The following is a 21,334-nucleotide window of genomic DNA, read 5'->3' as shown; positions in this document are numbered from 1 at the left end:
GTGGCAGGTCCATCGGCACCACGCAGTGCCGGGCGGATCAGCCGGGGAACGGGGCGTTCTTGCGCGTGTACATGACCCAGCATAGGACCGAGCACAGGGCGCAGAAGATTGAGCAGCCCAGGAAGAGGGCCCATGCGCCACCGGTGCCGACCGCGGAGAGGGCGACGCCGACGAGGAAGGGGCCGAGGGATGCGATGGCGGAGGTGAAGCCGATGGCGCCGCCAGCCTGGCGGGCCGGCATGATCATCGGCATCTGCTTGAAAGTACCGGCGTTACCGAAGCCGGAGAACAGGAACATGGTGAGCATGAGCGCCATGAAGATGTAGAAGTCGGTCCAACCGGTGGGGTTGTACAGGACCCAGGCGATACCGGCCAGCGTGATGGCCATGCCGACGCCGGAGATGAAGGTCCAGATGGCGCCGCCCATGCGGTCGCAGAAGATGCCCCAGGACATGCGGATGATCGAGCCGATGAGGGGGCCGAGGAAGGCGAAGGTGGCACCCAGGACCGGCAGGGCGAGGGTGGACTCGCGGCCAAACTGGTTGTTGATGAGCAGGCCGAAGACGGCGGAGAAGCCGGAGAAGAGGCCGAAGGTCATGACGTAGAGAATCGTCATGTACCAGGTGTTGGGGTTGGAAAAGATATCCAGCTGCTGCTTGATGTTGGCCTTGACGGGCACGTCGCGCAGCCAGATGAAGGCGAGGATCGCGGCGACGAGGCACCACGGGATGAAGAAGGCTGCGGCGTTGTAGACCCAGATGTGCTCACCAGCGTGGTCACCGGTGGCCTGCGTCTGCGGAGCCAGCCAGGTCATGCCGAAGAGGCCGAAGCCCATGAGGATGGGGCCGACCAGCTGGATGACGGAGATGCCGAGGTTACCGATGCCGCCCTGCAGGCCGAGGGCCGTGCCGGAGAGACGCTTGGGGAAAAAGTAGCCGGTGGAGGGCATGTAGCCGGAGAATGCGCCGCCGCCGATGCCACACATGAAGGCCAGGGTCAGCAGGACCCAGTAGGGGGTCGTGTTGTCCTGAACAACGTAGAACCAGCCGAGCATCGGAATGACGCACAGCAGGGAGGTGATACCCACGAGCTTGCGGGTGCCGAGGAGCGGGGGCAGGAACATGTAGATGAGGCGCAGGATGCCTGCGGCCAGGCCAGGCAGAGCGGTGAGCCAGTAGAGCTGCGACTTGTCCAGAATGAAGCCGAGAAGCGTCAGCTTCGGCGCGATCGCGCTGGGCAGGAACCACACGCAGAAGGCCAGGATCAGCGAGTAGGTCGTGATCCACAGCGTGCGCCACGCAAGCTTCGAGTCCCACTTGGATTCGTCGTTGGGGTTCCAGTCAGTGAGCAGGTAGCGGCTCTTCTTGGCCGCGGGTTCGGTCGCGCTCATGGCTCTCCTCGGGTTGAAAGGGACGTCCGAGCGCGGGCATGCGCCGGACATTCTCTAACAAGGAGGCTACCAATTGAAATGACGTAACCCACAAGAACACATTGGGACGTGCATCACCCTTGCAAGAACTAGGAAAAGTCTTGCCGCTAGGGACGTTATACCCGACGACAAACAAGCAATTAACCGCTGTTAGAAAACATCGGTATCACGAAATTAGTGGGAGCTTACCCACCAATACGGCTCATGGTGCGCGACGCACGAGCAAAGGTGTCGATATTGAGCCCGTGCGCGGCCGGCTTCGCCCACATCGCGTCGGCCCATCGGGCGGCGATCTGCGCATCGTCCCCGCCGCCGCGCAGCAGGTCACGCAGCGAGGTCTCCTCGGTGGAGAACAGGCATGAACGCACCATGCCGTCCGAGGTCAGGCGGGTGCGGTCGCACGCGCTACAGAAGGGGTCGGACACGGAGGCGATGACGCCGAGGCGCTTCGTCGGGTCACCGTCCACGATCCAGCGTCCCGCAGGGGAATGCGGATCCTCGCGGGGCGCGGGGGTCAGCGTGTGGCGAGTGCTCATGATGTGCAGGATCTCGTCGGCCGTCATGATGTTCTGACGATCCCATGTGTCCGGCGGGCCGATCGGCATCTGCTCAATAACGCGCAGCTCGATGCCCCGGTCCAGGCAGTAGTCGACCAGGTCGGGCAGGTCGGCCTCGTTCATGCCGCGCAGCACGAGGGCGTTGACCTTGATCGGGCTCAGGCCCGCGCGGGCGGCGGCCTCGATGCCCTCCAGGACGTCGCCGAGGCGGTCGCGGCGGGTGATCGCCGCGAAGTGCTCGGGGTCCAGAGAATCAAGCGAAATGTTGACGCGGTTCAGGCCAGCGTCCTTCAGGCCCTGGGCGCGCTTGGCCAGGCCGAGCGCGTTCGTCGTGAGGGCCAGATCGAGGGGGTTTCCCTCGTCGGTGCGCAGGTGGGAGCATGCTTCGATGATCCCCTCGAGACCTCGGCGCAGGAGGGGTTCCCCGCCGGTGAAGCGGACCTGGCGGATCCCGAGCCGCTCGACGCCAACGCGCACGAGGCGGCAGACCTCGTCGTCCGTCAGCGTTTCCTCAGTGGGCAGCCAGTCCAAGCCTTCGGGGGGCATGCAGTAGGAACAGCGCAGGTTGCAGCGGTCGGTGAGCGACACGCGCAGGTCGCGGGCAACGCGCCCGAAGGTGTCGACGAGCCGCAGCGGCGCGTCACACGCCACCGCATCTGCCGCCTGAGAGGCGGAAACGAACTCGACAGACATGGCGCAACCCTACCCCGATTTGCCCGGTGTTCGCCCCTCGAAAAACCGAGCACGAACGGCAAGACGCCGCCCCTGCCTCGTCGCTGAGGGAAAGGAGACAGTGTCCAGCACTGCCGAGCAGCTGGACGTGAGGAGTACCGTTGCCCTACGACCAATGCGCCAATCATGAGGAGAATCATGCGCGCCGTCGTCATGCACGAACCCGGCAACGTCACCGTCGAAGAGATGCTGATGCCGATCATCCTGGAGCCCACGGACGCGATCATCAAGCTGGCTGCCACCTGCATCTGCGGCTCGGACCTGTGGTCCTACCGCGGATCGGAGCCGGTCCACGAGCAGCGCATGGGCCACGAGTACGTCGGAACCGTCGTCGAGGTGGGCGAGGCCGTCACGACCGTCGAGCCCGGTGACTTCGTCGTCGGCTCCTTCTGCATCTCCTGCGGCGAATGCGCGACCTGCCGCTCCGGCTACCCCTCGCGCTGCACGACCGCAGCCACCCAGGGCGACGCCTTCGTCGGCATGCGCGCCGGCGGCACCCAGGCCGAGTACGCCCGCATTGCCCTCGCAGACGGCACGCTGGTGAAGACCCCTGCACCCCCCACACCCGAGCAGCTCCCCTCGCTCCTGGCCGCCTCCGATGTCCTCGGCACCGGCTGGTTCGCCGCCGACGAGGCTGGGGCCGCCCCCGGGAAGACCGTCGTCGTCGTGGGTGACGGGGCCGTGGGCCTGGGCGCGATCATCGGCGCCAAGCAGCTGGGCGCGTCCCGCATCATCGCGATGTCGCGCCACGCGGACCGCCAGGCACTGGCCCGCCAGTTCGGTGCGACCGACATCGTCGAAGAGCGCGGCGAGGAGGGCATCGCCCGCATCAAGGAACTGACCGACGGCCTGGGCGCCGACGGCGTCGTTGAGGCGGTCGGCAATGAGGCATCCTTCGATCAGGCTCTCGGCTGCGTGCGTCCCGGTGGTCACCTGTCCTTCGTGGGCGTTCCTCACGGCGTCTCCTTGGACATGGGCCGCATGTTTGGCGCAGAGGTCCATATGTTCGGCGGCCCTGCGGCCGTGCGCAAGTATCTGCCCACCATGATCGATCTGATCTACCGTGGCGAGATCAATCCGGGGGCTGTCTTCGATCTGGTCCTGCCGCTTGAGCAGGCCGCCGAGGGCTACGCAGCGATGGACGAGCGTCGCGCCACGAAGGTGATGCTCACCGTCTGATTCTGTTGCGCGACAGCAGCCTCGTGGCTTTCAGCCGCGAACGCTGACGTAACATCCGAGCCCGTGCAGTCACATGCTGCACAGCTTCGTTGCCCGGGCAGCCCCGCCGCCGCGCGGGGCTGCCTGGGGTCGTTTACAGGCAACGTCGCCAATCGCCACTCCGCAATGGGGGATTTGCGCCATGCGGAGCCTTCCAACGGCGTGTCGCCGGCGTGTCGAACCCCTGGATGGCGCAAATCCCCCCGACATCCATATCCAGGCCGTTGAAACTTGCCGCAACCGCCCAACCCGGCGCACACCTCGTCACACCGGGCACGAACGCCGCACCTACGCCCCTGCCCGCGCCCCACCACAACGCACGAGGACGTCTCAGTAATCAAACAAAATCAGAAGATTCAAACTGCAACGAACTGACAGCTATTGCACTAGAATTCACTCATGAAACAAGAAGACAGGGGCAACGACGCTCCTTTCATCCTCAACGCCGTTGAACGGGCGATCATTCGCGTGCCGCGATCCAGCCACCACGGCCTCACGAAGATACCGGCGGCTGTGAACATCGCAGGCAAGACCTACCTCGACCTTGCGCGCCTAACGGATATAGACACACGTCAGCTACCGCAGGTCGTGCTCGCCGCACGCCTCTTCCACCTTACGCACACACACCGAGCCATGGTGATCACCGGCCAGTGCGCTCTGTGGGTGCACGGCTATGGAAGTGATCCCGTGCTTCCACCCATCACGGTTGCCACACGTTCATCGATTCGACCAATCAGCATCCCCTCCACAACAATCGGACCTCACTCGTTCCCGTCGGTAACGGTCAAGCCGACACACGTTCATCACCTCCCACGCGCAGACAATGCGCGAGGACTCCTCATTGAGAACCTCGAAGCCGCGCAGATTACCGTCGCACGGACCTCACCGAACCAGAGAGCCGCCTTCGCCCAGATCTGCGTGATCGGCAACGCCTTCACACACTTCGATAACTTCCGTCTCAGAGACTCACGTAGACACGAGAAGTATTGGAAGGAGTTATTGAGCGCAGAGCTCACGCGTCTTGGCAATGGTGCTCGGGGCCGCTCTCAAGCACAGTGGATCATCACCCACGCAGATGCCGGGTGTGCCTCACCCGGAGAAGCACGCGTACTGTACGAGCTGTGTGCAGCGGACCTGACAGGCATGCGCACACAGGTCGAGGTGCACACGAGGGGCCGTCGTTACTTCATCGACTGCGCATTTCCCGCCGAGAAAGTCGGCATTGAGTTCGACGGGCGCGCAAAATACGGTGACGACGCCCGCAGCATCCACTCCTCACTTTCCCGCGAGCGCGAGCGCCAACGCCACCTTGAGGCCGAGGGCTGGCACATCATCCGTGTCGGCTGGCATGATCTGGAGCATCCAGACGAGCTCATTGCGCAGGTCCGCGCGGCGCTTGCCGCACGCCTGGGCTGAGACGACGTGAGAGCTGTCGACCCAACGGGGGGATTTGCGCCATGCGAAGCCTTCCAACGGCATGTCGCCGGCGTGTCGAACCCTTGGATGGCGCAAATCCCCCCGACATCCATATCCAGGTCGCTGAAATGAGCCGCAACGATCCAACCCAGCCTATGCCTCGTGCAGCGGACGCGAGACGGACGGCCACGTTCAACCGCCCGACCATCATCTCCCCTCAGGACCGGGACCGACGCTCTGGCCTGACCTGCCCCCGCGCGCCTCCCCGACCCGACGGTCCTCTACACGTCACGGCTGAGCGGGCGCTCAGCGGCCCCCACACGCCTCGCCCACCCCACCTGGTCCTACACTGGACACATGCACGATCCCGCCCTGTCTACCGCTCAGCATCGCGAGCTGATCGAGGCCCTGGCACTCAGCCACGTCCTCCCCCACGAGACGCTCCCCGTCGAGGAATGTTTGGGTCGCCGCCTGGCGGTCGACGTTTCCTCTCTGATCCCCCTCCCTCCGTTCACGAACTCCGCAATGGACGGGTTCGCGGTGCGCCGCGAGGACCTTGAGGGTGAGGGCCCGTGGACTCTGCCGGTCGCCGGCGACATTCCGGCGGGAGACACCCGCGAGAATCACCTCGAGCGGGGGCAGGCGTGGCGCATCATGACGGGCGCGCCGATCCCCGAAGGCGCGGACACCGTCGTGAAAGTCGAGGACACGGACCACGCGGCGGGCATCGCTCAGGCACCCGACACCGTCGAGATCCGCGTCGCCCCGAAGCTGGGCGCGAATGTGCGTGTGGCGGGCGAGGCTCTCGCTGCAGGCTCCCCGGTCCTGGAGGCCGGCCGAATCCTAGACGGGACAGCCCTCTCGGCTGCTGCCTCAGTCGGCCACGGCACCCTCACAGTCCTGCCCCGCCCGCGCGTCATCGTCGTGTCGACGGGCACGGAGCTCAAGCGCGCCGGCGAGGCCCTCGAGCGCGGACAGATTCCCGATTCAAACGGCATCCTGCTGCGCGGCCTCGTCGAAGAGGCCGGCGGGCAGATCGTCGCGCACCTGCGCACGGGGGACACCCCAGCCGAGCTGCGGGCGGCCCTCGATGAGGCCCCGGAGGCTGACCTCGTCCTCACGGCCGGCGGCATTTCGGCGGGAGCCTTCGAGGTTGTGCGCCTGACGCTTGGCACGGACGCGGGCTTCCACCACGTTGCGCAGCAGCCGGGCGGCCCGCAGGGTGTCGGCTCGACGCAGGTGGGCACGGGTGGCCGCGAGACACCGGTCATCTGCCTGCCCGGCAACCCGGTCTCGGTCTTTACGACGTTCCACATGTACGTGGCGGGCGCGCTAGCGGTCATGTCCGGCCTCGTCGCCCCCGAGCACGGCGGAACGGTACCCAGCGGCGTGATCGCCCGCGCGCACGTAGGCTGGGACTGCCCGTCCGGAAAGACGCAGTTCATCCCGCTTCGTTTCGTCTCAGGGGAGGGAGACGAGGTCGGGGCCCGCTGGGTGGAGCCGGTGCACCCCCTGGGGTCGAAGTCGCACCTGGTGGCCTCGCTTGCGAACGCGGAGGCAATCGGCGTGGTCGCGCCGGACGTCGAGGTGGTCGAGCCCGGCCAGGAGCTGGCGGTCGTCCCGCTCGTGGGCTGACCCCACCATAGAGAGAGAATTAACGAGAGGAAAACCGTGAAGTTTACGCATCTGAACGAGGACGGCGCCGCCTACATGGTGGACGTGACCGCGAAGAATCCGACGGTGCGCCAGGCGAGCGCCGTGTGCCGCGTGGATTGCTCACCCGAGGTCATGCAGGCCCTGCGTGACGGCACCGTCCCGAAGGGCGACGTTCTGGCGGTGGCGCGCGTGGCCGGCATTTCGGCGGCGAAGCGCGTCCCCGAGCTGCTGCCCCTCGCGCACACGATCGGCGTGCACGGCTGCGCGGTGGACCTGAGCCTGGAGGACGATCACGTGGCGATTCGCGCGACCGTGCGCACGGCCGACCGCACGGGCGTGGAGATGGAGGCGCTGACCTCGGTGACGGTGGCGGCTCTCGCGATCGTGGACATGGTCAAGGGCGTGGACCGCTCCGCCCGCATCCGCGAGGCGAAAATCGTGGCGAAGTCGGGCGGCCGCAGCGGCGACTGGGTGCGCCCGGAGGATCCGCAGGACTGACGCCCCACTGTACGCGGAGGCCGCCCGCAGCGTATATGCAGGGCGGCCTTTTCGTTGCTATCTCAGGCTTCTAAGCGCGCGGATGGTCGCCGCCCGCGAGCTGGTCGACGATGTGAGCGACGAGGGGGCCGATAACGGCCACCGTATCGGAGACACCGCCGCGCGAGCCGGGCGCGTTGACGACGAGGGCTCCCTCGGGGGAACGCGCGGTCACGCCGACGAGGCCTCGCGACAGGGCAGCGGAGGCAATCTTTTCCTCGCCGCGGAGGCGGATCGCGTCGGCGAGGCCGTCGATGCGGGTGACGAGGAGCGGCTCGGTGGCTTCGGGGGTGACGTCGCGGGGAGAGATGCCGGTGCCGCCGGTCGTGAAGACGAAGCGGGCGCCATCCTCCACGGCAGCAGTGATAGCGGCGCGAATGGCGTCGACATCGTCGGGGACGATCACGACCGAGGCGTCAACGCCGTGATCGGCGAGGAGGCGCGCGGCGAGGGGCCCGGAGAGGTCCTCGGCGAGACCAGCGGAGCAGCGGTCCGAGACCGTGATGACGCGCGCGGGGATCACGTCAGTGACGAGCGTTGCCGCGGCGGCGGGTGGAGCGGCGCACGCGGATACCGGAGGTGATGGGGTCAACGTCGTTGAACTGGCGCGGGGACAGCTCGTAGTCGACACGGCGCGCGGGCTCGGGCTCGAAGGCCTGCGGGAGGGGGCGCTGCGGGCGCGCGCCCTGTCGCGAGGTGGCGCGCTGCGGGAACGCGGGCGGCGCGGGGATCGGCGCGGGCGACTCTTCGACGGGTGCGGGTGCGGCCTGCACGACGGGGGCCGGCGGCTCCGTGGACGCGGGCGCGGTGACGGGCTCCGCAGGACGAGGCCGGGGCGCGCTAGCGCGCAGCGGCTGAGCCACGGGGCGGCCGGGCTGCGCGGGCGTGTAGAGGCCTTCGAGCACGGACGCGGTGGGGCGCACGTGGACGGGGCGAATCTGGGGGACGGAGCGCGTGATGGGACCGCGCGTCGTGCTCGGCGAGACCGCCGGCAGGACGGGGGCGGCGCTACGGTAGGGCGGCTGCGAGACGGGGGCAGTGGGGGCAGCGGGTTGGAGCGAGGAGCCTGCGGGGATGTCGGCGTTGCCGGACACACGCTCGGAGAAGGGGCGTCCTGCTCGACGAGGCAGGGGCGAGGCCTCGGTGCCACGGTGACTGACCCGACCGTGCTGGGGAGGCACGGGGAAGGCTTCAGAGCGAGGGTTTTCGTCGGAAGGAGCGGGAACGGCAGGAGCGGCCGGCGCCTCGGGGGTAACGAGCTGCGCGGGAACGCCCTCATCGTGGGTGGCTTTCTCGTGGACCTGCTCGGGGGCCTCGTCTTCCTCGTAGGGGACGACGATGGGCGCGACCAGGTCGCTGGGCTCGTGGACGGGAGCTTGGACGACGGGCATCTCGTTGGGCGTGCGACAGCTGAGGAAGAAGGAGCGCAGCTGCATGGCGGCCTCTTGGGCGAGGACACCGCCGATGACCTCGGTCGGGTGCGGCATGCGGGCGTCGCGCAGGACGTCGCGTAGGGATCCGGCGGCGCCAGCCTTGGGGTCCCAGGCGCCGAAGACGACGCGATCAATGCGAGAGGCGAGAATCGCGCCCGCACACATCGTGCAGGGCTCAAGGGTGACGATGAGCGTGCAGCCCGTCAGGCGCCAGGTACCCCTGGAGCGGCCGGCCTCACGCAGGGCGACAATTTCGGCGTGACCTGCGGGATCATGGTTAGCCTCGCGACAGTTCCACCCGCGTCCGATGATGCGGCCGTTTTCGTCGACGACGACGGCTCCGACGGGAACGTCCCCCGTTTCGCGGGCGCGGTTGGCCAGGAAGAGGGCCTTGCCCATTGCTTCGCGGTACTGCTCATTCACGGTCACCCTCCTAGCTTACCGGCCAAACGACTGTTGGGGTAGTTGGAGTCCACAGTGACTCATGGTGCTCGTGTGACGAATGAGTTTGACACGAGGCCCGACACGCTGCCGATCCTGGCCGCCGACCGGCGCAGCGGAAGCGACGAGGAGACCACGGCCTCGTCTTCGACACACTGGATGCGCGCCAGCGGACGAACAAGGTAGCCTATAACCATGCGCCTCCACGTAGCTAATCACCCCCTCATCACCCATAAGCTCACCGTCCTGCGCGATCGCGAAACGCCGTCGGCGACGTTCCGCCAGCTCGTGGACGAACTGGTCACCCTGCTCGCCTACGAGGCGACGCGCGAAGTGGCCGTCACCGAGACCCCCATCCAGACCCCGGTCGCCCCCACCGTCGGCCTCAAGCTCTCCGAGCCTCGCCCGATCGTGGTCCCCGTCCTGCGCGCAGGCCTGGGCATGCTCGAGGGCATGACCCGTATGCTGCCCACCGCCGAGGTCGGCTTCCTGGGCATGCGCCGCGACGACGACACCCTCGAGATCGAGACCTACGCGAACCGCCTGCCGGACGACCTGTCGGGCCGCCAGTGCTTCGTGCTGGACCCAATGCTGGCCACCGGCCACACCATGGTCGCCGCCACCAACTACCTCTTCGAGCGCGGCGCAAAGGACGTCACCTGCGTGTGCATCCTGGCCGCTCCGGAGGGCATCAACACCCTTGAGGACGCGATCGGCGATCGCGCCGACGTGAACGTCGTTGTCGCTGCCGTCGACGATCACCTCAACGAGAAGTCGTACATCGTCCCCGGCCTGGGCGACGCGGGCGACCGCCTGTACGGCATCGTCGACTGACGAGGCACGCGCCCCTCGCGCATCGCAGCGCTGGAGGATATGACGCAGCTAATGCCACACGAGGGGTGGGCGCGGGACGAAAGTCTCGTGCCCACCCCTCGCATTTACTCAACAATAAAGGCGCAAATTAACCATATTAGCTATTTTGGCCCATTTTCCCTGATCACACCCGTGTGTGACCTTGAGCGCTAAGCACCCCAAGGCCTCGAAAACACCCTGCGTACGTTCCATGCTTGTCACATGGCACTGATTCAGACCAATCCCAAGCGCCGCCGCTATGGCGTCGCAGCACTCGCGGGTGTTCTCGGCGGCATCGTCTCCGCGATCGTGAAGTTCGGCTGGGAGGTGCCGCTGCCTCCGCGTACGCCCGAGCGCAACGCCACCAACCCGCCCCAGGAACTGCTCCAACAGCTGGGCCTCCCGGAGAGCGTCACCCACCTGTCCTACACCTACAACGGTAACGAAGGACTCCCCTGGGTTTCCTTCATCGTCCACTTCGCGTTCTCGATCGGCTTCGCGGTTCTCTACTGTGTGCTGGCCGAGCGCTTCCCGCAGATCAAGCTCTGGCAGGGTGCTGCCTTCGGCATCTTCGTCTACGTGGCCTTCCACGTCGTCCTCATGCCGCTGATGGGCACCGTCCCGGCACCCTGGAACCAGCCTTTCGCGGAGCACTTCTCCGAGTTCCTCGGCCACATCATCTGGCTGTGGGCTATTGAAGTCTTCCGCCGCGACATGCGTAACCGCATCACGCACGAGCCGGACGCCGAGTTCCCACTCGAGTCTCGCACCAACTGATCGCCGCTTGCGCGGACAGACGGGTGGGCCCCGGAACCGTATGGTTCCGGGGCCCACCCGTTATCTATGCGAACCTTTCGGCCTCGTGGATCAGAACGCCGGGATGACCGAGCCGTCCGACCAGGTCTTCTCGATGTACTGCTTGACCTCATCGGAGTGCAGGAGCTTCTCGAGCTTCGCGATGGCGTCGACCTTCTTGGAGTCGCCCTTCCACACGAGGACGTTCACGGCCGGGTTGTCCACGGGGGACTCGACGACGAGCGCGTCACCGGAGATGGTCTTGCCACCCTCCTGGGCAAAGTTGCCGTTGATGACCGCATAGTCGAAGTCGTCGAGCGAGCGGACCAGCTGCGGGCCCTCGACCTCACGGAAGTCGAAGTTCTTCAGCTTGGTGACGGTGTTTATGTTGACGTCGCCGTCGCCCTCGGGGATCGAGACGAGGCCCTGGGTGGCCAGGAGCTCGAGCGCACGGGACTGGTTGGCCGTGTCGGAGATGATGCCGATCGTGCCGCCGTCGGGCAGCTCATCGAGGGACTTGTGCTTGTTGGAGAACACGCCGAGGGGCTCGAGGTGGATGCCCTCGCCGGCCTCGAAGTTGTAGCCGAACTGCTTCTCCGCGTTCTCCAGGTAGGGAACGGTCTGGTAGAAGTTGGCGTCCAGGTCGCCGTCGTTCAGTGCGGTGTTGGGCTGGACGTAGTCGGTGTACTCAACGATGTCGAGCTTGATGCCCGCGTCCGCGGCAAGGTTGTCGTTGATGTAGGTGAGGATCTTCGCGTGGGGCGAGGGGGTCGCGCCCACGGTCAGGGTGACGACGTCCGAGGAAGAGCCGGAAGCATCCGAGGAGGAGGAGCCGCCGCCGCAGGCCGCCAGGCCCAGGGTGGCAACGGCCGCCAGGCCGATAGCTGCGAGAGAGCGGTGACGCATGGTGTTTCTCTTTTCTTCTGCGTACTGAATGGGATGGATGGCCGAGGCCGGGGTGGCCTGACCGGGGTCTGTCAGCGCGCGCGGTGGTCGACCAGGCGCGAGAGGAGATCGCCGATCAGCTGGATGATCTGCACGATGATGATGATGGCGACGACGGTGGAGATCATGACGTCGTCCTGCCAGCGGTTGTAGCCGTAGTTGATGGCCATCTGGCCCAGGCCGCCGCCGCCGACGGCGCCCGCCATCGCGGAGTAGCCGATCAGGGTGATCGCCAGGGTGGTGATGGACTGGATGAGGGCCGGCATGGCCTCGCGAATGAGGACACCCCAGCGGATCTGACGGTTGGAGGCACCCATCATCTGGGCGGCCTCGATCTTGCCGGGATCGACGGCCAACAGGTTCGTCTCCACGAGGCGCGCAAAGAAGGGCGCGGAGAGGATGACGAGCGGCACGACGGTCGCGAGCGAGCCCGTGGACTTGCCAACAATCATCTTCGTGACCGGGATCAGCATGATGATGCCGATGATGAAGGGCAGGGAGCGCACGATGTTCACGACGAAGGACACGGCCTGGTACACGCCCTTGTTCGGGGTGAGGCCACCCTTGCCGGTCTGGACCAGGAGGAGGCCCAGGAGCGTGCCAATGATGACCGCGAAGAGCGTGGACAGGCCCGTCATCATGAGGGTCTCGAGGATTGCCGGACCGAACTTGTCAGTGAGGGCCGGGTTGTCAAACCACGTCGGATCGCCTTTGCCTGCGGGCAGGAGCGCCAGCGCATGAGCGGCAGTGTGTGCGGCGGTCATTGGTCCCTCACTTCCGCGTGGACGTTGTTCTTGCGCAGCTGCTCGATGATCTTGTCAGCGTGGTACGCGGGCACGGTCAGGGCCAGGCGGCCCACCTGCATGCTCCCGAGAGACTCGAAGGTTCCCGCGGTCACGTCCGCGCCCATCGACGAGGCCAGGCGCAGGACCGTGGCACCCGTGGGCACGCCCGGGTGCGAGGTGAAGACGACGTCGAGGAGGACGGTGCCCACCGCGTTCGGTTCGAAGCGGCCCTCGGCGGATTCCGTCGGAACCGAATCGACAACCGGCATGGGGACCAGTTCGCGGGCCAGCGGTGTCGAGGGGTCGGCCACGACCTCTTCGAGGGTACCGGTCTGCAGGACCTGGCCATGACCGAGGAGGGTCACGGAGTCGCAGATCTCGCGGACAACGGCCATCTCGTGGGTGATGATGACGACGGTAACGCCGGCGACGTCGCGCACGTGGCGCAGCAGCGACAGGATCTGAGCGGTCGACTCGGTGTCAAGCGCGCTGGTCGGCTCATCACACAGGAGAACGGCGGGGTTGTCGGCCAGGGCGCGGGCGATGCCGACGCGCTGACGCTGGCCGCCCGACAGCTGGGACGGGTAGGAATCGCCGCGGCCTTCGAGGCCCACGAGCGAGAGGAGCTCCTCAACGCGCTCACGGCGCTTCGCGGCGGGCACGCCCGCCAGCTTGAGCGGGTAGCCGATGTTGTCGGCAGCGGTGCGAGCGTCCAGGAGGTTCGCAGCTTGGAAGACCATGCCGATGCGACGACGGGCGGCGCGCAGCGCGGAACCCGTCAGGGTCGCCAGGTCGAGGCCGTCGACGACAATGTGGCCCTCGGTGGGCTTCTCCAGGGCCGTCAGACAGCGGATAAGCGTGGACTTACCGGCGCCCGAGCGGCCGACGATCCCGTGGATCGAACCGCGATCAACGTGCAGGTTCACCCCATCGAGCGCGACGACCGTGCCGCCGTTTTTCACGGGGTAGACCTTAGACACCCCGGTGAGGTCAATCATGTGCATCTCCGTTACTGGGCCGCACGGCCCGCAACATCAGCATATGAGGGCCAGCGTCGCGAGCGCTCGGAATGCTGTTACAAAACTCCGTATCGTGGCTAAACCCTCACCCATCAGCCCGCATGGTGGCCTCAGTTGCGCGACAAACGCCTATCCGGCACAGGCAATGCCCGCGAGCGCAGCGCCCCACGAGGCCGCCCACGTGCCGAGCGCCAGGGCGAGGCTGCGCCCCCGGAACCCGTCCGCCCACAGGGTCACCGCGTCCACGAGCGCCGTCGAAAACGTCGTGAAGCCGCCGAGGAACCCGGTCGACACGATCGGCATGAGGCCTGCGGGCACCAGCTGAGTGGCCGCGCCGGCCAGGAAACACCCGATCACGTTGACGACCAGGATGCCGAGCTTCGCCCCCGCCGGTTCACCCCACGACGACAGGGCTCGCTGAGTCCCTCGATCCAGCCAGAAGCGGGCGCACGCGCCTACCCCACCGGCCAGGGCCACGAACAGGAAGGTCGATCCGCTCATGCTCGCCCCTCCTCACCGCTGACAGGGCGCGCGCCCGATGGGGCGCACAGCCACTCCCCGACGCGCATCCCCGCCCAGGCACAGGCACCACCCAGGGCCAGGAGAACGAGGGACTGAGAGACGGCCTCGACAATTCCATTGAGCGAGGCGTACCCCACCGACGCGACAATGTACGTCCCGTACGTTGTAAACGCGCCCGCAAAACCCGTGCCGACCAGGAGCTTTAGGAGTTTCAGCGAGGCTGCATCCCCCGCTCCACGCGCCAGGCGACCCGCCACCCACGCGGCCAGCGCGCCCAGGAGGAACGCACCCACGGCGTTGACCATCAGCGTCGACCACGACAGGAAGAGGCCGCGCACAGGCGATGCCTTCGAGACCTCGTCCAAGCCGGCGCGCGCAGCCGTCCCCACGACCCCACCCACGAAGACCGCCAACCAGTCGGGCACCCGAAAACTCACCATGCACCCACTGTACGCCCGCCGCGCCACCACCCGGGGAGACGGATCCCGGGAGGCGGCCACCGCCTCGTACACTGGGCGCATGACGAACACCGGACGATTCGCGCCCTCCCCCACGGGCGACTTCCACCTGGGAAACCTGCGCACCGCGATCCTCGCGTGGGCCTGGGCGCGCACGACCGGGCGACGATTCGTCCTACGCATCGAGGACATCGACCGCGAACGCGCGGGGTCCGCCAAGCGCCAGATCGAGGACCTGGCGGCCATCGGTGTCGACTGGGACGGCGAGCCCCTCATCCAAACCGAGCGGGCCGACGCGCACGAGGCTGCCCTGGCGTCGCTGGCCGCGCGCGGACTCATCTTCGAGTGCTACTGCACCCGCCGCGACATCCGCGAGGCCGCCTCCGCGCCGCACGTCCCGCCCGGCCACTACCCGGGCACCTGCCTGACGCTGAGCGAGTCCGAGCGCGAGGCTAAACGCGAGGCTTTGGCCGCCGCTGGGCGCGCCCCCGCGCTGCGCCTGGCCGCCCCCTCGCCCGAGTGGACCGTGTTCGACGAGCTGCACGGCTCCTACACGGGGGCTGTCGACCACTTCGTCGTGCGCCGCGCGGACGGCGTGCCCGCCTACAACCTGGCGGCCGTCGTCGACGACGCGTTCCAGGGCGTCGACCAGGTCGTGCGTGGCTTCGACCTGCTCTCCCAGGCGCCCGCGCAGGCGCAGCTCACCCACTTGCTTGGGGCCCCCGAGCCGACGTATGCGCACGTGCCCCTCGCACTCGCGCCCTCAGGGGCCAGGTTGGCCAAGCGCGACGGCGCCGTCACCCTCTCTGACCTACGAGGCCTGGGCTGGTCCACCGAGGACGTCGTTTCGTTTATCGGGTCGTCCCTGGGAGTGCCCAGGGCGCGTTGCGCCTCCGACATTGCGGATGCCCTGGGGATTACAGGATTGCGTTCCCTGCCAACCGAGCCGTGGGTCGTAACACCTCCCAGTTCCTGAGGTTTCGCTTCGCATGCCTGCTGGGCCGGGCTGCTTATAGCCCCACGGTTGTTCCGGGCTGCTCTGTGTGCCCGTGGGCGGCGGCCCGCCCGCTCACCGTCCGTGCTCTCCGGCCCCTCCGGCGCCCTCCACACCAGTGGGGCCGGGTCGCTATTGTCTGGTTCGGTGTGTCGTCTCGAAGCCCGGCCAGACCCCGCCACCGCCCACGGGCACAGCAGCCACCTCAGGTGAATTCGGCGACACCCTACCGGCGAGCACTTCCACCAGATTGAAACCGACAGCACCTTTGCGCGGGTAAGCTCCGCTGCCGCTGAAACCCACATCACCTCTGCGCACCACTTTCGGCCGTTTCGAGCGCGTTTCTCGCTCGCAGAGGCGATGTCGGTTTCATTCAGTCGCCCACACCCCCTCGCAAAGGTGCCACCGGTTTCATAGCGATGGCCTCCGTTGCCCCAGAACGCAAAAAAACTCGCCCAGCACAGCACGGATGCACCCTAGAACGCGACAAAATTCGCGCAGCGCGCTCAAAACAGCCCAAAATGAGTGGTTTTTGTCGAGCAGGGCGAGTTTTTTTGCGAGAGTACCACTGAAGGGGCAGCATTGGGCGAACTATGTCGCGGGGCTCTCGGAAGGAAACATGTGGGGCGAGTTCTGTCGCGCCATCAGTCAGGCACACCCGCTGCGGAGAGAGCGTCATTTCGGATCAAACAGGAAACCGACTCGCGGGGACCGTGACAGTCGCGAAATGGGCATGAAAAAAGCACTCCCGAAGGGAGTGCTTGGTAGAAATGCAGAACCCCCACCGGTGGATCGCACCGAGGGGGGCCGCTGCGCGCCCGGAGGGACTCGAACCCCCAACCTTCTGAACCGTAATCAGATGCTCTATCCATTGAGCTACGGGCGCTTGCCGTTTGGCTGGGTATAAGCTTACACGCTCTTCACCAGGATGCAAAATCAAGAGCTATGGCCTGAACCACACCGAAGAAATACATCCTGCAGCCGACCAAGATCGAGCAGCATATACAAAGATCCTCCGCGCACCCGGCAGCGCACCCTTATCCTTGCTGCATTCCTGCCCTGGGGAGGTTCGGATGATACCGTCACGCGGAGGACCGGCCCCCAGCATACACGTTTTCGCCCCATGCGCGCAGCTGCGAAGACCGCAACTCACCAGCCTCACACAAACACCCCACACGCACCGCTCACACGGCGATCGTTACACACGCTTAAGGACTGACCAGGCGCCACCAACCCAAGGCGAACAGACCTACCCTGAGACCATGAGCGACATCAGCATTCCCCGCATCGGCTCACTGGAGCCGGCACCCGCACTTGACCATCTCGATCTGCTCGCCCCACCCGTCGCCGCTGCACTGACCGCGCTGGCCGAGCGTGGAGTGGCCACGGCCTCGTCCGCACTGGTTGTCGCGATCGACCCGGAGCTCGCGGACACGGAGGTCATGACGCGCGAGTTCGGCATGGACCTGGCACTGTCGTCGAACTGCATTCTGGTGGCCGGCAAGCGCGCCGGCGAGGAGCGGATCGCGGCGTGCGTCGTGCGCGCGACGACGAACGCGGACGTCAACCATGTCGTGAAGAAGCGCCTCGACGTGCGCAAGGCGAGTTTCTGGCCGCAGGAACGCGCGGTGGAGGCGTCGGGCATGGAGTACGGCGGCATCACGCCGGTGGGCATACCCGGCTCATGGCGGCTCCTCATCGACTCGGCGTGCGCGGTCGGATGGAGCTGCATCGGCTCGGGCCTGCGCCGCTCAAAGCTGTTCGTGACGGGCGAGGTCCTGGCCGCGCTCCCGGGCGCAGAGATCATCGAGGGCCTCGGAGTCTAAGGGGACGAGGCCTGGGCTCAGCAGCGCGGAACCGCCCGATTAGCGGCCGGTGCACACAGCACCACAAGCGCCGCCGGTGTGGAGGGCGCCGGAGGGCCTGGCCGCGGTGCCGGTGGGCGGCGGCAGGGCCTGGCCGGGCTTCGAGACGACGCGCCGAGCGAAGCTCGCGGCGCGGACGGCGAGCGGGCGGGCCGCCGCCCACCGGCACACACAGCGGCCGGGCCCGACGACGCCCGGAACACCAGCGGCACCACAAGCAACAACACGCGACGCCACAGGCAACAAAAACCCCGGAACCTGAAGCGGTCCCGGGGTCCGGTGGCGGAGGATGGGGGATTCGAACCCCCGAGGGCTTGCACCCAACACGCTTTCCAAGCGTGCGCCATAGGCCACTAGGCGAATCCTCCGTGCACATCGTGCCGGACAATCATAAGCGACAAAAGGCTCTCAGCGCCAATCCTAGCCAATGGAGCAGGTCACAGCGCGGCACGAACCCCTTAGAAGAGCCCAGAAAAGCCAATCAGATAGAAGATCACGGCGCCGCCGATCAGGATGCTGTCGAATGCGAGGGCTGCGATGGCTTCGCGCGCGCCGACGCGGCCGGGCAGGTTTTGCGCCTGCACGAGGGCAATGATCGCAAGGACGACCGAGACGACAATCGGAAGGAAGAAAATTCCGAAGACGCTGACCCACAGGGCAGCCTTCGCGAGGGGATTCCCAATCGGCTTGGGCGAGTTGTAGCCACCGTCGGCGAAGATCGCAGCAACATCTACGTACTGCGTCCCGGGGAACGTGGGCCCCGAGAGGTCGGCGCTGGGGACGCGAAGGCGGCCCGGCGCGTATCCGAAGCGGTCGCCCGGCGCATCCATCGACGAGGTCGCATCCGGGGTCGCCCAGGGCACGCTCGAGACGGCGGGGGCGATGTTCGAGGACGGCTGACTCATGTGCTCCACTATTCCATAACGGGAGGGGCATGCACCACACTTTGCCCGCTGAAGGGGTTTAGGCGTGGCAAAACCTGCGGGGACGGGGGCGGACGCGCTACCCTGGTATCCCGACCGGTACGGCCATCCCGCCCATCAACTGATCGGATTTTTACGCTCATGAGCGAAACGAAGACCTCGCTGTTCCGTTGGAAGCTTCACGGTGACGGCACGTCCATTAACCCCGGCGACGTCGTCCTTCCGAATGAACGACTCTCGTGGCCTCGCACTATTGGTATTGGTGCCCAGCACGTGGTCGCAATGTGCGGCGCCACGTTCCTCGTTCCGTTGTTGACAGGTTTCCCCCCGTCAACAACGCTTTTTTTCACCGCGATCGGCACCCTGCTGTTCTTCCTGATTACGGCAGGCCGTCTGCCCTCGTACCTGGGTTCCTCGTTCGCGCTGATCGCGCCGATCCAGGCAGTGACAGCATCTCTGGGCGCTCCTTACGCGCTCGGCGGCATCATTGCGGTGGGCGCGGCGCTCGCCCTCGTCGGCCTGATCGTCCACTTCGCGGGCGTGCGCTGGATTGACGCTGCCATGCCCCCCGTCGTGACGGGCGCGATCGTCGCACTCATCGGCCTCAACCTGGCGCCCGCTGCGTGGGACTGGGTCAAGGAAGGCCCGATCACCGCAGTCGTGACGATCGTGTCGATCTGCCTCGTGACGGTCCTCTTCAAGGGCATCCTCGGCCGCCTCTCGATCCTTATCGGCGTGCTGATCGGCTACGTGGCCGCGATCATCCAGGGTCAGGTCGACTTCTCCGGCGTCGGCAAGGCCGCTTGGTTCGGCTTCCCCGAGTTCCACACCCCCGCCTTCTCCTTCTCGACCCTGGGCCTGTTCCTGCCGGTCGTGTTCGTCCTGGTCGCCGAGAACGTCGGCCACGTGAAGTCCGTGTCCGCGATGACGGGCGAGAACCTGGACGACATCACGGGCCGCGCGCTCATGGCGGACGGCGTCTCCACGATGCTGGCGGGCAGCGGCGGCGGTTCGGGTACGACCACCTACGCGGAGAACATCGGCGTCATGGCGGCGACCCGCGTGTACTCGACAGCAGCCTACGTGGTCGCGGCGTGCGTCGCGCTCGCCCTGTCGATGCTGCCGAAGTTCGGCGCCCTCATCGAGGCGATCCCCCACGCCGTCCTCGGCGGCGCGGGCACGGTCCTGTACGGCATGATCGGCATGCTGGGTGTTCGCATCTGGGTGCAGAACCGCGTGGATTTCTCCAACCCGGTGAACCTGAACACCGCCGCGGTCTCCCTCATCGTCGCGATCGCGAACTTCACGTGGGTTGTCGGCGACATGACCTTCGGCGGCATCGCGCTGGGCACAGCCGCCGCTCTGCTGATCTACCACGGCATGCGCCTGATCTCGAAGCTGCGCGGCACGAACCTGGAGGCGGCAACGCCCGCGTCCGCGCCGTCGGGTTCGGAGCTGGAGGGCGAGGCGTACTCGAAGCGCCATCGCTCCCCCGCGCCGCAGGCTGACGCCTGATCTGACGCATTCATAGACGAGGCCGGGGCTCGACCACTCGCTCACCGCACGGTGAGGGGTGGGTCGAGCCCCGGCCTCGTTTATCTCTCTGAATTCCGCACGTCATTCCCCGGGCACCTGACACATCTCATCAACACAATGCCTGGAATTCCAAGGTTTATAGGCTCACCCACAAAGTGACCGGATGAGAACTACGTGCGAGTGTTCAGAGGAGGGCGCTGACTCCGAGAGCAGCGACAACGATGAGAGGCAGGAACCCCTGCTTGATCGCGGCGGAACGCTTGTTGGGGGAGGTAACGAAGAGCAGGAGGGCGGCGGCCAGGAGGGCCGCGATCATTCCGAGGATCAGCACAGGGGTATCTTTCGCAAACGGTCGACTGAATGCACTCCAAACTACTCTCGACAAGCGCAGATCAACACGGACACTGCGGCCCGATTGTAAAAGACCTCACGAGTTTTGCCTCACAGGCGCCGCAAGGACGCGGGGAAACCCCGCACAATCAGTCATCCTCATCGTCGTCGCGGCGCAGCTCGTCGAGCATGCCCGCCGTGATAATGCCCGAGGGCAGGGCGACGACGGCGACGCCCATGAGCGAGGAGATCATGGCGATAGCGCGCCCCACGTCGGAGGAGGGGTAGAGGTCGCCGTAGCCGACGGTCGTCAGGGAGACGACCGCCCAGTAGACGGCATCGAAGAAGGTGTTGAAGGTTTCCGGCTCGACGTTGAAGACGACGAGGGCGCTCACGAGGATGTAGGCGATGGCGAAACAGAGGACGGCGAGCAGGGCCTGCCGCTGTTTCTCGAACACAGCGGAGATGGCAGAGGCGCTCCTGGAGTAGCGAATGAGCTTGAATGCCCGCGCCGCCCGGAACAGGCGGAGCACTCGCAGGGTGCGCAGCGCGTCGTTGAGGGCGAGGAAGACGGGCAGTATCGACAGGAGGTCGATGATGGCCATGGGGGTGAAGGGGTAGATGACGAAGGACAGTGCCCCCTTGCCCAGCTTGAGGTCGGCCGTCACCCATCGGGCGAGGTAATCGAGGATGAACACGACGACGCACGCATACTCGATTGCCTCGAGCGCGGGATTGCTGTCCTTGAAGCACAGGGGAACGAGGCTGGCCACGATGAGCACGGTCATCACGCGACCGCACCACGTCGCCTCCCCCTCGTCGCCGTTCACCAGGGAGTAGAGCCGTTCCCGCATCCGCATCGTCCTTCCTCGAGACGCACGTGCCGCTCCG

The 21,334-nt window shown here is 66.4% G+C and carries 22 protein-coding genes, 2 tRNA genes and 1 other RNA gene; 10 read left to right on the top strand and 15 right to left on the bottom strand.

Features of this window, described 5'->3' with window-relative positions:
• Positions 1-37 precede the first annotated feature (37 nt).
• Both ACTODO_RS04265 and moaA read right to left on the bottom strand, forming a co-directional pair.
• The gene (locus tag ACTODO_RS04265; protein WP_003791816.1) at positions 38-1,390 is read right to left on the bottom strand and encodes an MFS transporter; all 1,353 of its coding nucleotides are present in this window, start codon (positions 1,388-1,390) and stop codon (positions 38-40) included.
• 224 nt (positions 1,391-1,614) lie between these two features.
• A complete protein-coding gene (gene moaA, locus ACTODO_RS04260) occupies positions 1,615-2,679 on the bottom strand; it encodes a GTP 3',8-cyclase MoaA (protein WP_003791813.1) in 1,065 nt (354 codons plus the stop codon).
• Positions 2,680-2,856: 177 nt separating this feature from the next.
• On the opposite strand from moaA, the gene ACTODO_RS04255 reads away from it, so the two are divergent.
• From ACTODO_RS04255 to moaC, 4 genes are all read left to right on the top strand, one after another.
• Positions 2,857-3,897 carry a zinc-binding dehydrogenase gene (locus ACTODO_RS04255; protein WP_034512048.1) on the top strand — a complete coding sequence of 347 codons (1,041 nt, stop codon included), beginning with the start codon at positions 2,857-2,859 and terminating at the stop codon, positions 3,895-3,897.
• Positions 3,898-4,335: 438 nt separating this feature from the next.
• On the top strand, positions 4,336-5,352 hold the full coding sequence (locus ACTODO_RS04250) for an endonuclease domain-containing protein (protein WP_003791810.1): 1,017 nt from the start codon (positions 4,336-4,338) through the stop codon (positions 5,350-5,352).
• 357 nt (positions 5,353-5,709) lie between these two features.
• Complete coding sequence (locus tag ACTODO_RS04245; protein ID WP_003791809.1) at positions 5,710-6,987, top strand: molybdopterin molybdotransferase MoeA; 1,278 nt, start codon at positions 5,710-5,712, stop codon at positions 6,985-6,987.
• A 36-nt stretch (positions 6,988-7,023) separates the two neighbouring features.
• Positions 7,024-7,506, top strand: coding sequence for a cyclic pyranopterin monophosphate synthase MoaC (moaC, locus tag ACTODO_RS04240; protein ID WP_003791807.1), 483 nt, complete (start codon positions 7,024-7,026; stop codon positions 7,504-7,506).
• A gap of 70 nt (positions 7,507-7,576) precedes the next feature.
• Here moaC and ACTODO_RS04235 read toward each other — a convergent pair whose 3' ends face one another.
• Together ACTODO_RS04235 and tadA are read right to left on the bottom strand one after the other, a co-directional pair.
• The gene (locus ACTODO_RS04235; protein WP_003791801.1) at positions 7,577-8,068 is read right to left on the bottom strand and encodes a MogA/MoaB family molybdenum cofactor biosynthesis protein; all 492 of its coding nucleotides are present in this window, start codon (positions 8,066-8,068) and stop codon (positions 7,577-7,579) included.
• Position 8,069: 1 nt separating this feature from the next.
• The gene (gene tadA / locus ACTODO_RS04230) at positions 8,070-9,401 is read right to left on the bottom strand and encodes a tRNA adenosine(34) deaminase TadA (protein ID WP_081445773.1); all 1,332 of its coding nucleotides are present in this window, start codon (positions 9,399-9,401) and stop codon (positions 8,070-8,072) included.
• Between the two features lie 72 nt (positions 9,402-9,473).
• Between tadA and ACTODO_RS11050 the strand changes: the two genes are divergently transcribed.
• The 3 genes from ACTODO_RS11050 (at position 9,474) to ACTODO_RS04220 (ending at position 11,048) form a co-directional block, all read left to right on the top strand.
• On the top strand, positions 9,474-9,605 hold the full coding sequence (locus tag ACTODO_RS11050; RefSeq protein WP_279625064.1) for a hypothetical protein: 132 nt from the start codon (positions 9,474-9,476) through the stop codon (positions 9,603-9,605).
• Between the two features lie 9 nt (positions 9,606-9,614).
• Positions 9,615-10,253, top strand: coding sequence for a uracil phosphoribosyltransferase (gene upp / locus ACTODO_RS04225; protein ID WP_003791792.1), 639 nt, complete (start codon positions 9,615-9,617; stop codon positions 10,251-10,253).
• A gap of 240 nt (positions 10,254-10,493) precedes the next feature.
• Complete coding sequence (locus ACTODO_RS04220) at positions 10,494-11,048, top strand: YagU family protein (RefSeq protein WP_003791790.1); 555 nt, start codon at positions 10,494-10,496, stop codon at positions 11,046-11,048.
• A 90-nt stretch (positions 11,049-11,138) separates the two neighbouring features.
• Here the strand turns inward: ACTODO_RS04220 and ACTODO_RS04215 are convergent, their stop codons facing one another.
• The 5 genes from ACTODO_RS04215 to ACTODO_RS04195 form a co-directional block, all read right to left on the bottom strand.
• Positions 11,139-11,972 (bottom strand): MetQ/NlpA family ABC transporter substrate-binding protein, encoded by an 834-nt coding sequence (locus ACTODO_RS04215; RefSeq protein ID WP_003791789.1) that lies wholly within the window; start codon positions 11,970-11,972, stop codon positions 11,139-11,141.
• A gap of 71 nt (positions 11,973-12,043) precedes the next feature.
• Positions 12,044-12,775 carry a methionine ABC transporter permease gene (locus ACTODO_RS04210; protein ID WP_003791786.1) on the bottom strand — a complete coding sequence of 244 codons (732 nt, stop codon included), beginning with the start codon at positions 12,773-12,775 and terminating at the stop codon, positions 12,044-12,046.
• Entirely contained in the window at positions 12,772-13,794 is a 1,023-nt protein-coding gene (locus ACTODO_RS04205; RefSeq protein WP_034512044.1) for a methionine ABC transporter ATP-binding protein, read from the bottom strand. Before ACTODO_RS04205 ends, ACTODO_RS04210 begins: the two co-directional genes overlap by 4 nt.
• A 150-nt stretch (positions 13,795-13,944) precedes the next feature.
• Positions 13,945-14,316 (bottom strand): fluoride efflux transporter FluC, encoded by a 372-nt coding sequence (locus ACTODO_RS04200; protein ID WP_003791783.1) that lies wholly within the window; start codon positions 14,314-14,316, stop codon positions 13,945-13,947.
• Complete coding sequence (locus tag ACTODO_RS04195; RefSeq protein WP_003791781.1) at positions 14,313-14,777, bottom strand: fluoride efflux transporter FluC; 465 nt, start codon at positions 14,775-14,777, stop codon at positions 14,313-14,315. Before ACTODO_RS04195 ends, ACTODO_RS04200 begins: the two co-directional genes overlap by 4 nt.
• A 79-nt stretch (positions 14,778-14,856) precedes the next feature.
• Between ACTODO_RS04195 and gluQRS the strand changes: the two genes are divergently transcribed.
• Complete coding sequence (gene gluQRS / locus ACTODO_RS04190; RefSeq protein ID WP_034512041.1) at positions 14,857-15,771, top strand: tRNA glutamyl-Q(34) synthetase GluQRS; 915 nt, start codon at positions 14,857-14,859, stop codon at positions 15,769-15,771.
• 831 nt (positions 15,772-16,602) lie between these two features.
• On the opposite strand, the gene ACTODO_RS04185 is transcribed toward gluQRS, so the two are convergent.
• Positions 16,603-16,675 (bottom strand) — tRNA-Arg (locus ACTODO_RS04185).
• Positions 16,676-16,792: 117 nt separating this feature from the next.
• Positions 16,793-16,888: signal recognition particle sRNA small type (gene ffs, locus ACTODO_RS10515), an RNA gene on the bottom strand.
• Positions 16,889-17,051: 163 nt separating this feature from the next.
• On the opposite strand from ffs, the gene ACTODO_RS04180 reads away from it, so the two are divergent.
• Entirely contained in the window at positions 17,052-17,615 is a 564-nt protein-coding gene (locus tag ACTODO_RS04180; RefSeq protein ID WP_003791777.1) for a YbaK/EbsC family protein, read from the top strand.
• 319 nt (positions 17,616-17,934) lie between these two features.
• Here the strand turns inward: ACTODO_RS04180 and ACTODO_RS04175 are convergent.
• A tRNA-Ser gene (locus ACTODO_RS04175) sits at positions 17,935-18,022 on the bottom strand.
• 90 nt (positions 18,023-18,112) lie between these two features.
• Positions 18,113-18,559, bottom strand: a complete 447-nt coding sequence (locus tag ACTODO_RS04170; RefSeq protein ID WP_003791775.1) for a hypothetical protein — start codon at positions 18,557-18,559, stop codon at positions 18,113-18,115.
• A gap of 159 nt (positions 18,560-18,718) precedes the next feature.
• On the opposite strand from ACTODO_RS04170, the gene ACTODO_RS04165 reads away from it, so the two are divergent.
• Positions 18,719-20,092 (top strand): uracil-xanthine permease family protein, encoded by a 1,374-nt coding sequence (locus tag ACTODO_RS04165; RefSeq protein WP_003791773.1) that lies wholly within the window; start codon positions 18,719-18,721, stop codon positions 20,090-20,092.
• 205 nt (positions 20,093-20,297) lie between these two features.
• Here the strand turns inward: ACTODO_RS04165 and ACTODO_RS10870 are convergent, their stop codons facing one another.
• Together ACTODO_RS10870 and ACTODO_RS04160 are read right to left on the bottom strand one after the other, a co-directional pair.
• Positions 20,298-20,444 carry a hypothetical protein gene (locus ACTODO_RS10870; RefSeq protein ID WP_165478138.1) on the bottom strand — a complete coding sequence of 49 codons (147 nt, stop codon included), beginning with the start codon at positions 20,442-20,444 and terminating at the stop codon, positions 20,298-20,300.
• Positions 20,445-20,592: 148 nt separating this feature from the next.
• A complete protein-coding gene (locus tag ACTODO_RS04160; protein ID WP_034512036.1) occupies positions 20,593-21,297 on the bottom strand; it encodes an ion transporter in 705 nt (234 codons plus the stop codon).
• Positions 21,298-21,334 lie beyond the last annotated feature (37 nt).

It is taken from the genome of Schaalia dentiphila ATCC 17982 (genome assembly GCF_000154225.1).
GTDB classification, from domain to species: domain Bacteria; phylum Actinomycetota; class Actinomycetes; order Actinomycetales; family Actinomycetaceae; genus Pauljensenia; species Pauljensenia dentiphila.
Note: the sequence above shows the minus strand (reverse complement) of the source record. Positions and strands in the feature narration are given on the sequence as shown.

Coding starts and splice junctions, on each gene's coding strand:
- ACTODO_RS04265 (WP_003791816.1), bottom strand. CDS start 1,390: ATGAGCGCGACCGAACCCGCGGCCAAGAAGAGCCGCTACCTGCTCACT.
- moaA (WP_003791813.1), bottom strand. CDS start 2,679: ATGTCTGTCGAGTTCGTTTCCGCCTCTCAGGCGGCAGATGCGGTGGCG.
- ACTODO_RS04255 (WP_034512048.1), top strand. CDS start 2,857: ATGCGCGCCGTCGTCATGCACGAACCCGGCAACGTCACCGTCGAAGAG.
- ACTODO_RS04250 (WP_003791810.1), top strand. CDS start 4,336: ATGAAACAAGAAGACAGGGGCAACGACGCTCCTTTCATCCTCAACGCC.
- ACTODO_RS04245 (WP_003791809.1), top strand. CDS start 5,710: ATGCACGATCCCGCCCTGTCTACCGCTCAGCATCGCGAGCTGATCGAG.
- upp (WP_003791792.1), top strand. CDS start 9,615: ATGCGCCTCCACGTAGCTAATCACCCCCTCATCACCCATAAGCTCACC.
- ACTODO_RS04220 (WP_003791790.1), top strand. CDS start 10,494: ATGGCACTGATTCAGACCAATCCCAAGCGCCGCCGCTATGGCGTCGCA.
- ACTODO_RS04215 (WP_003791789.1), bottom strand. CDS start 11,972: ATGCGTCACCGCTCTCTCGCAGCTATCGGCCTGGCGGCCGTTGCCACC.
- ACTODO_RS04210 (WP_003791786.1), bottom strand. CDS start 12,775: ATGACCGCCGCACACACTGCCGCTCATGCGCTGGCGCTCCTGCCCGCA.
- ACTODO_RS04205 (WP_034512044.1), bottom strand. CDS start 13,794: ATGATTGACCTCACCGGGGTGTCTAAGGTCTACCCCGTGAAAAACGGC.
- ACTODO_RS04200 (WP_003791783.1), bottom strand. CDS start 14,316: ATGAGCGGATCGACCTTCCTGTTCGTGGCCCTGGCCGGTGGGGTAGGC.
- ACTODO_RS04195 (WP_003791781.1), bottom strand. CDS start 14,777: ATGGTGAGTTTTCGGGTGCCCGACTGGTTGGCGGTCTTCGTGGGTGGG.
- gluQRS (WP_034512041.1), top strand. CDS start 14,857: ATGACGAACACCGGACGATTCGCGCCCTCCCCCACGGGCGACTTCCAC.
- ACTODO_RS04180 (WP_003791777.1), top strand. CDS start 17,052: ATGAGCGACATCAGCATTCCCCGCATCGGCTCACTGGAGCCGGCACCC.
- ACTODO_RS04170 (WP_003791775.1), bottom strand. CDS start 18,559: ATGAGTCAGCCGTCCTCGAACATCGCCCCCGCCGTCTCGAGCGTGCCC.
- ACTODO_RS04165 (WP_003791773.1), top strand. CDS start 18,719: ATGAGCGAAACGAAGACCTCGCTGTTCCGTTGGAAGCTTCACGGTGAC.
- ACTODO_RS04160 (WP_034512036.1), bottom strand. CDS start 21,297: ATGCGGGAACGGCTCTACTCCCTGGTGAACGGCGACGAGGGGGAGGCG.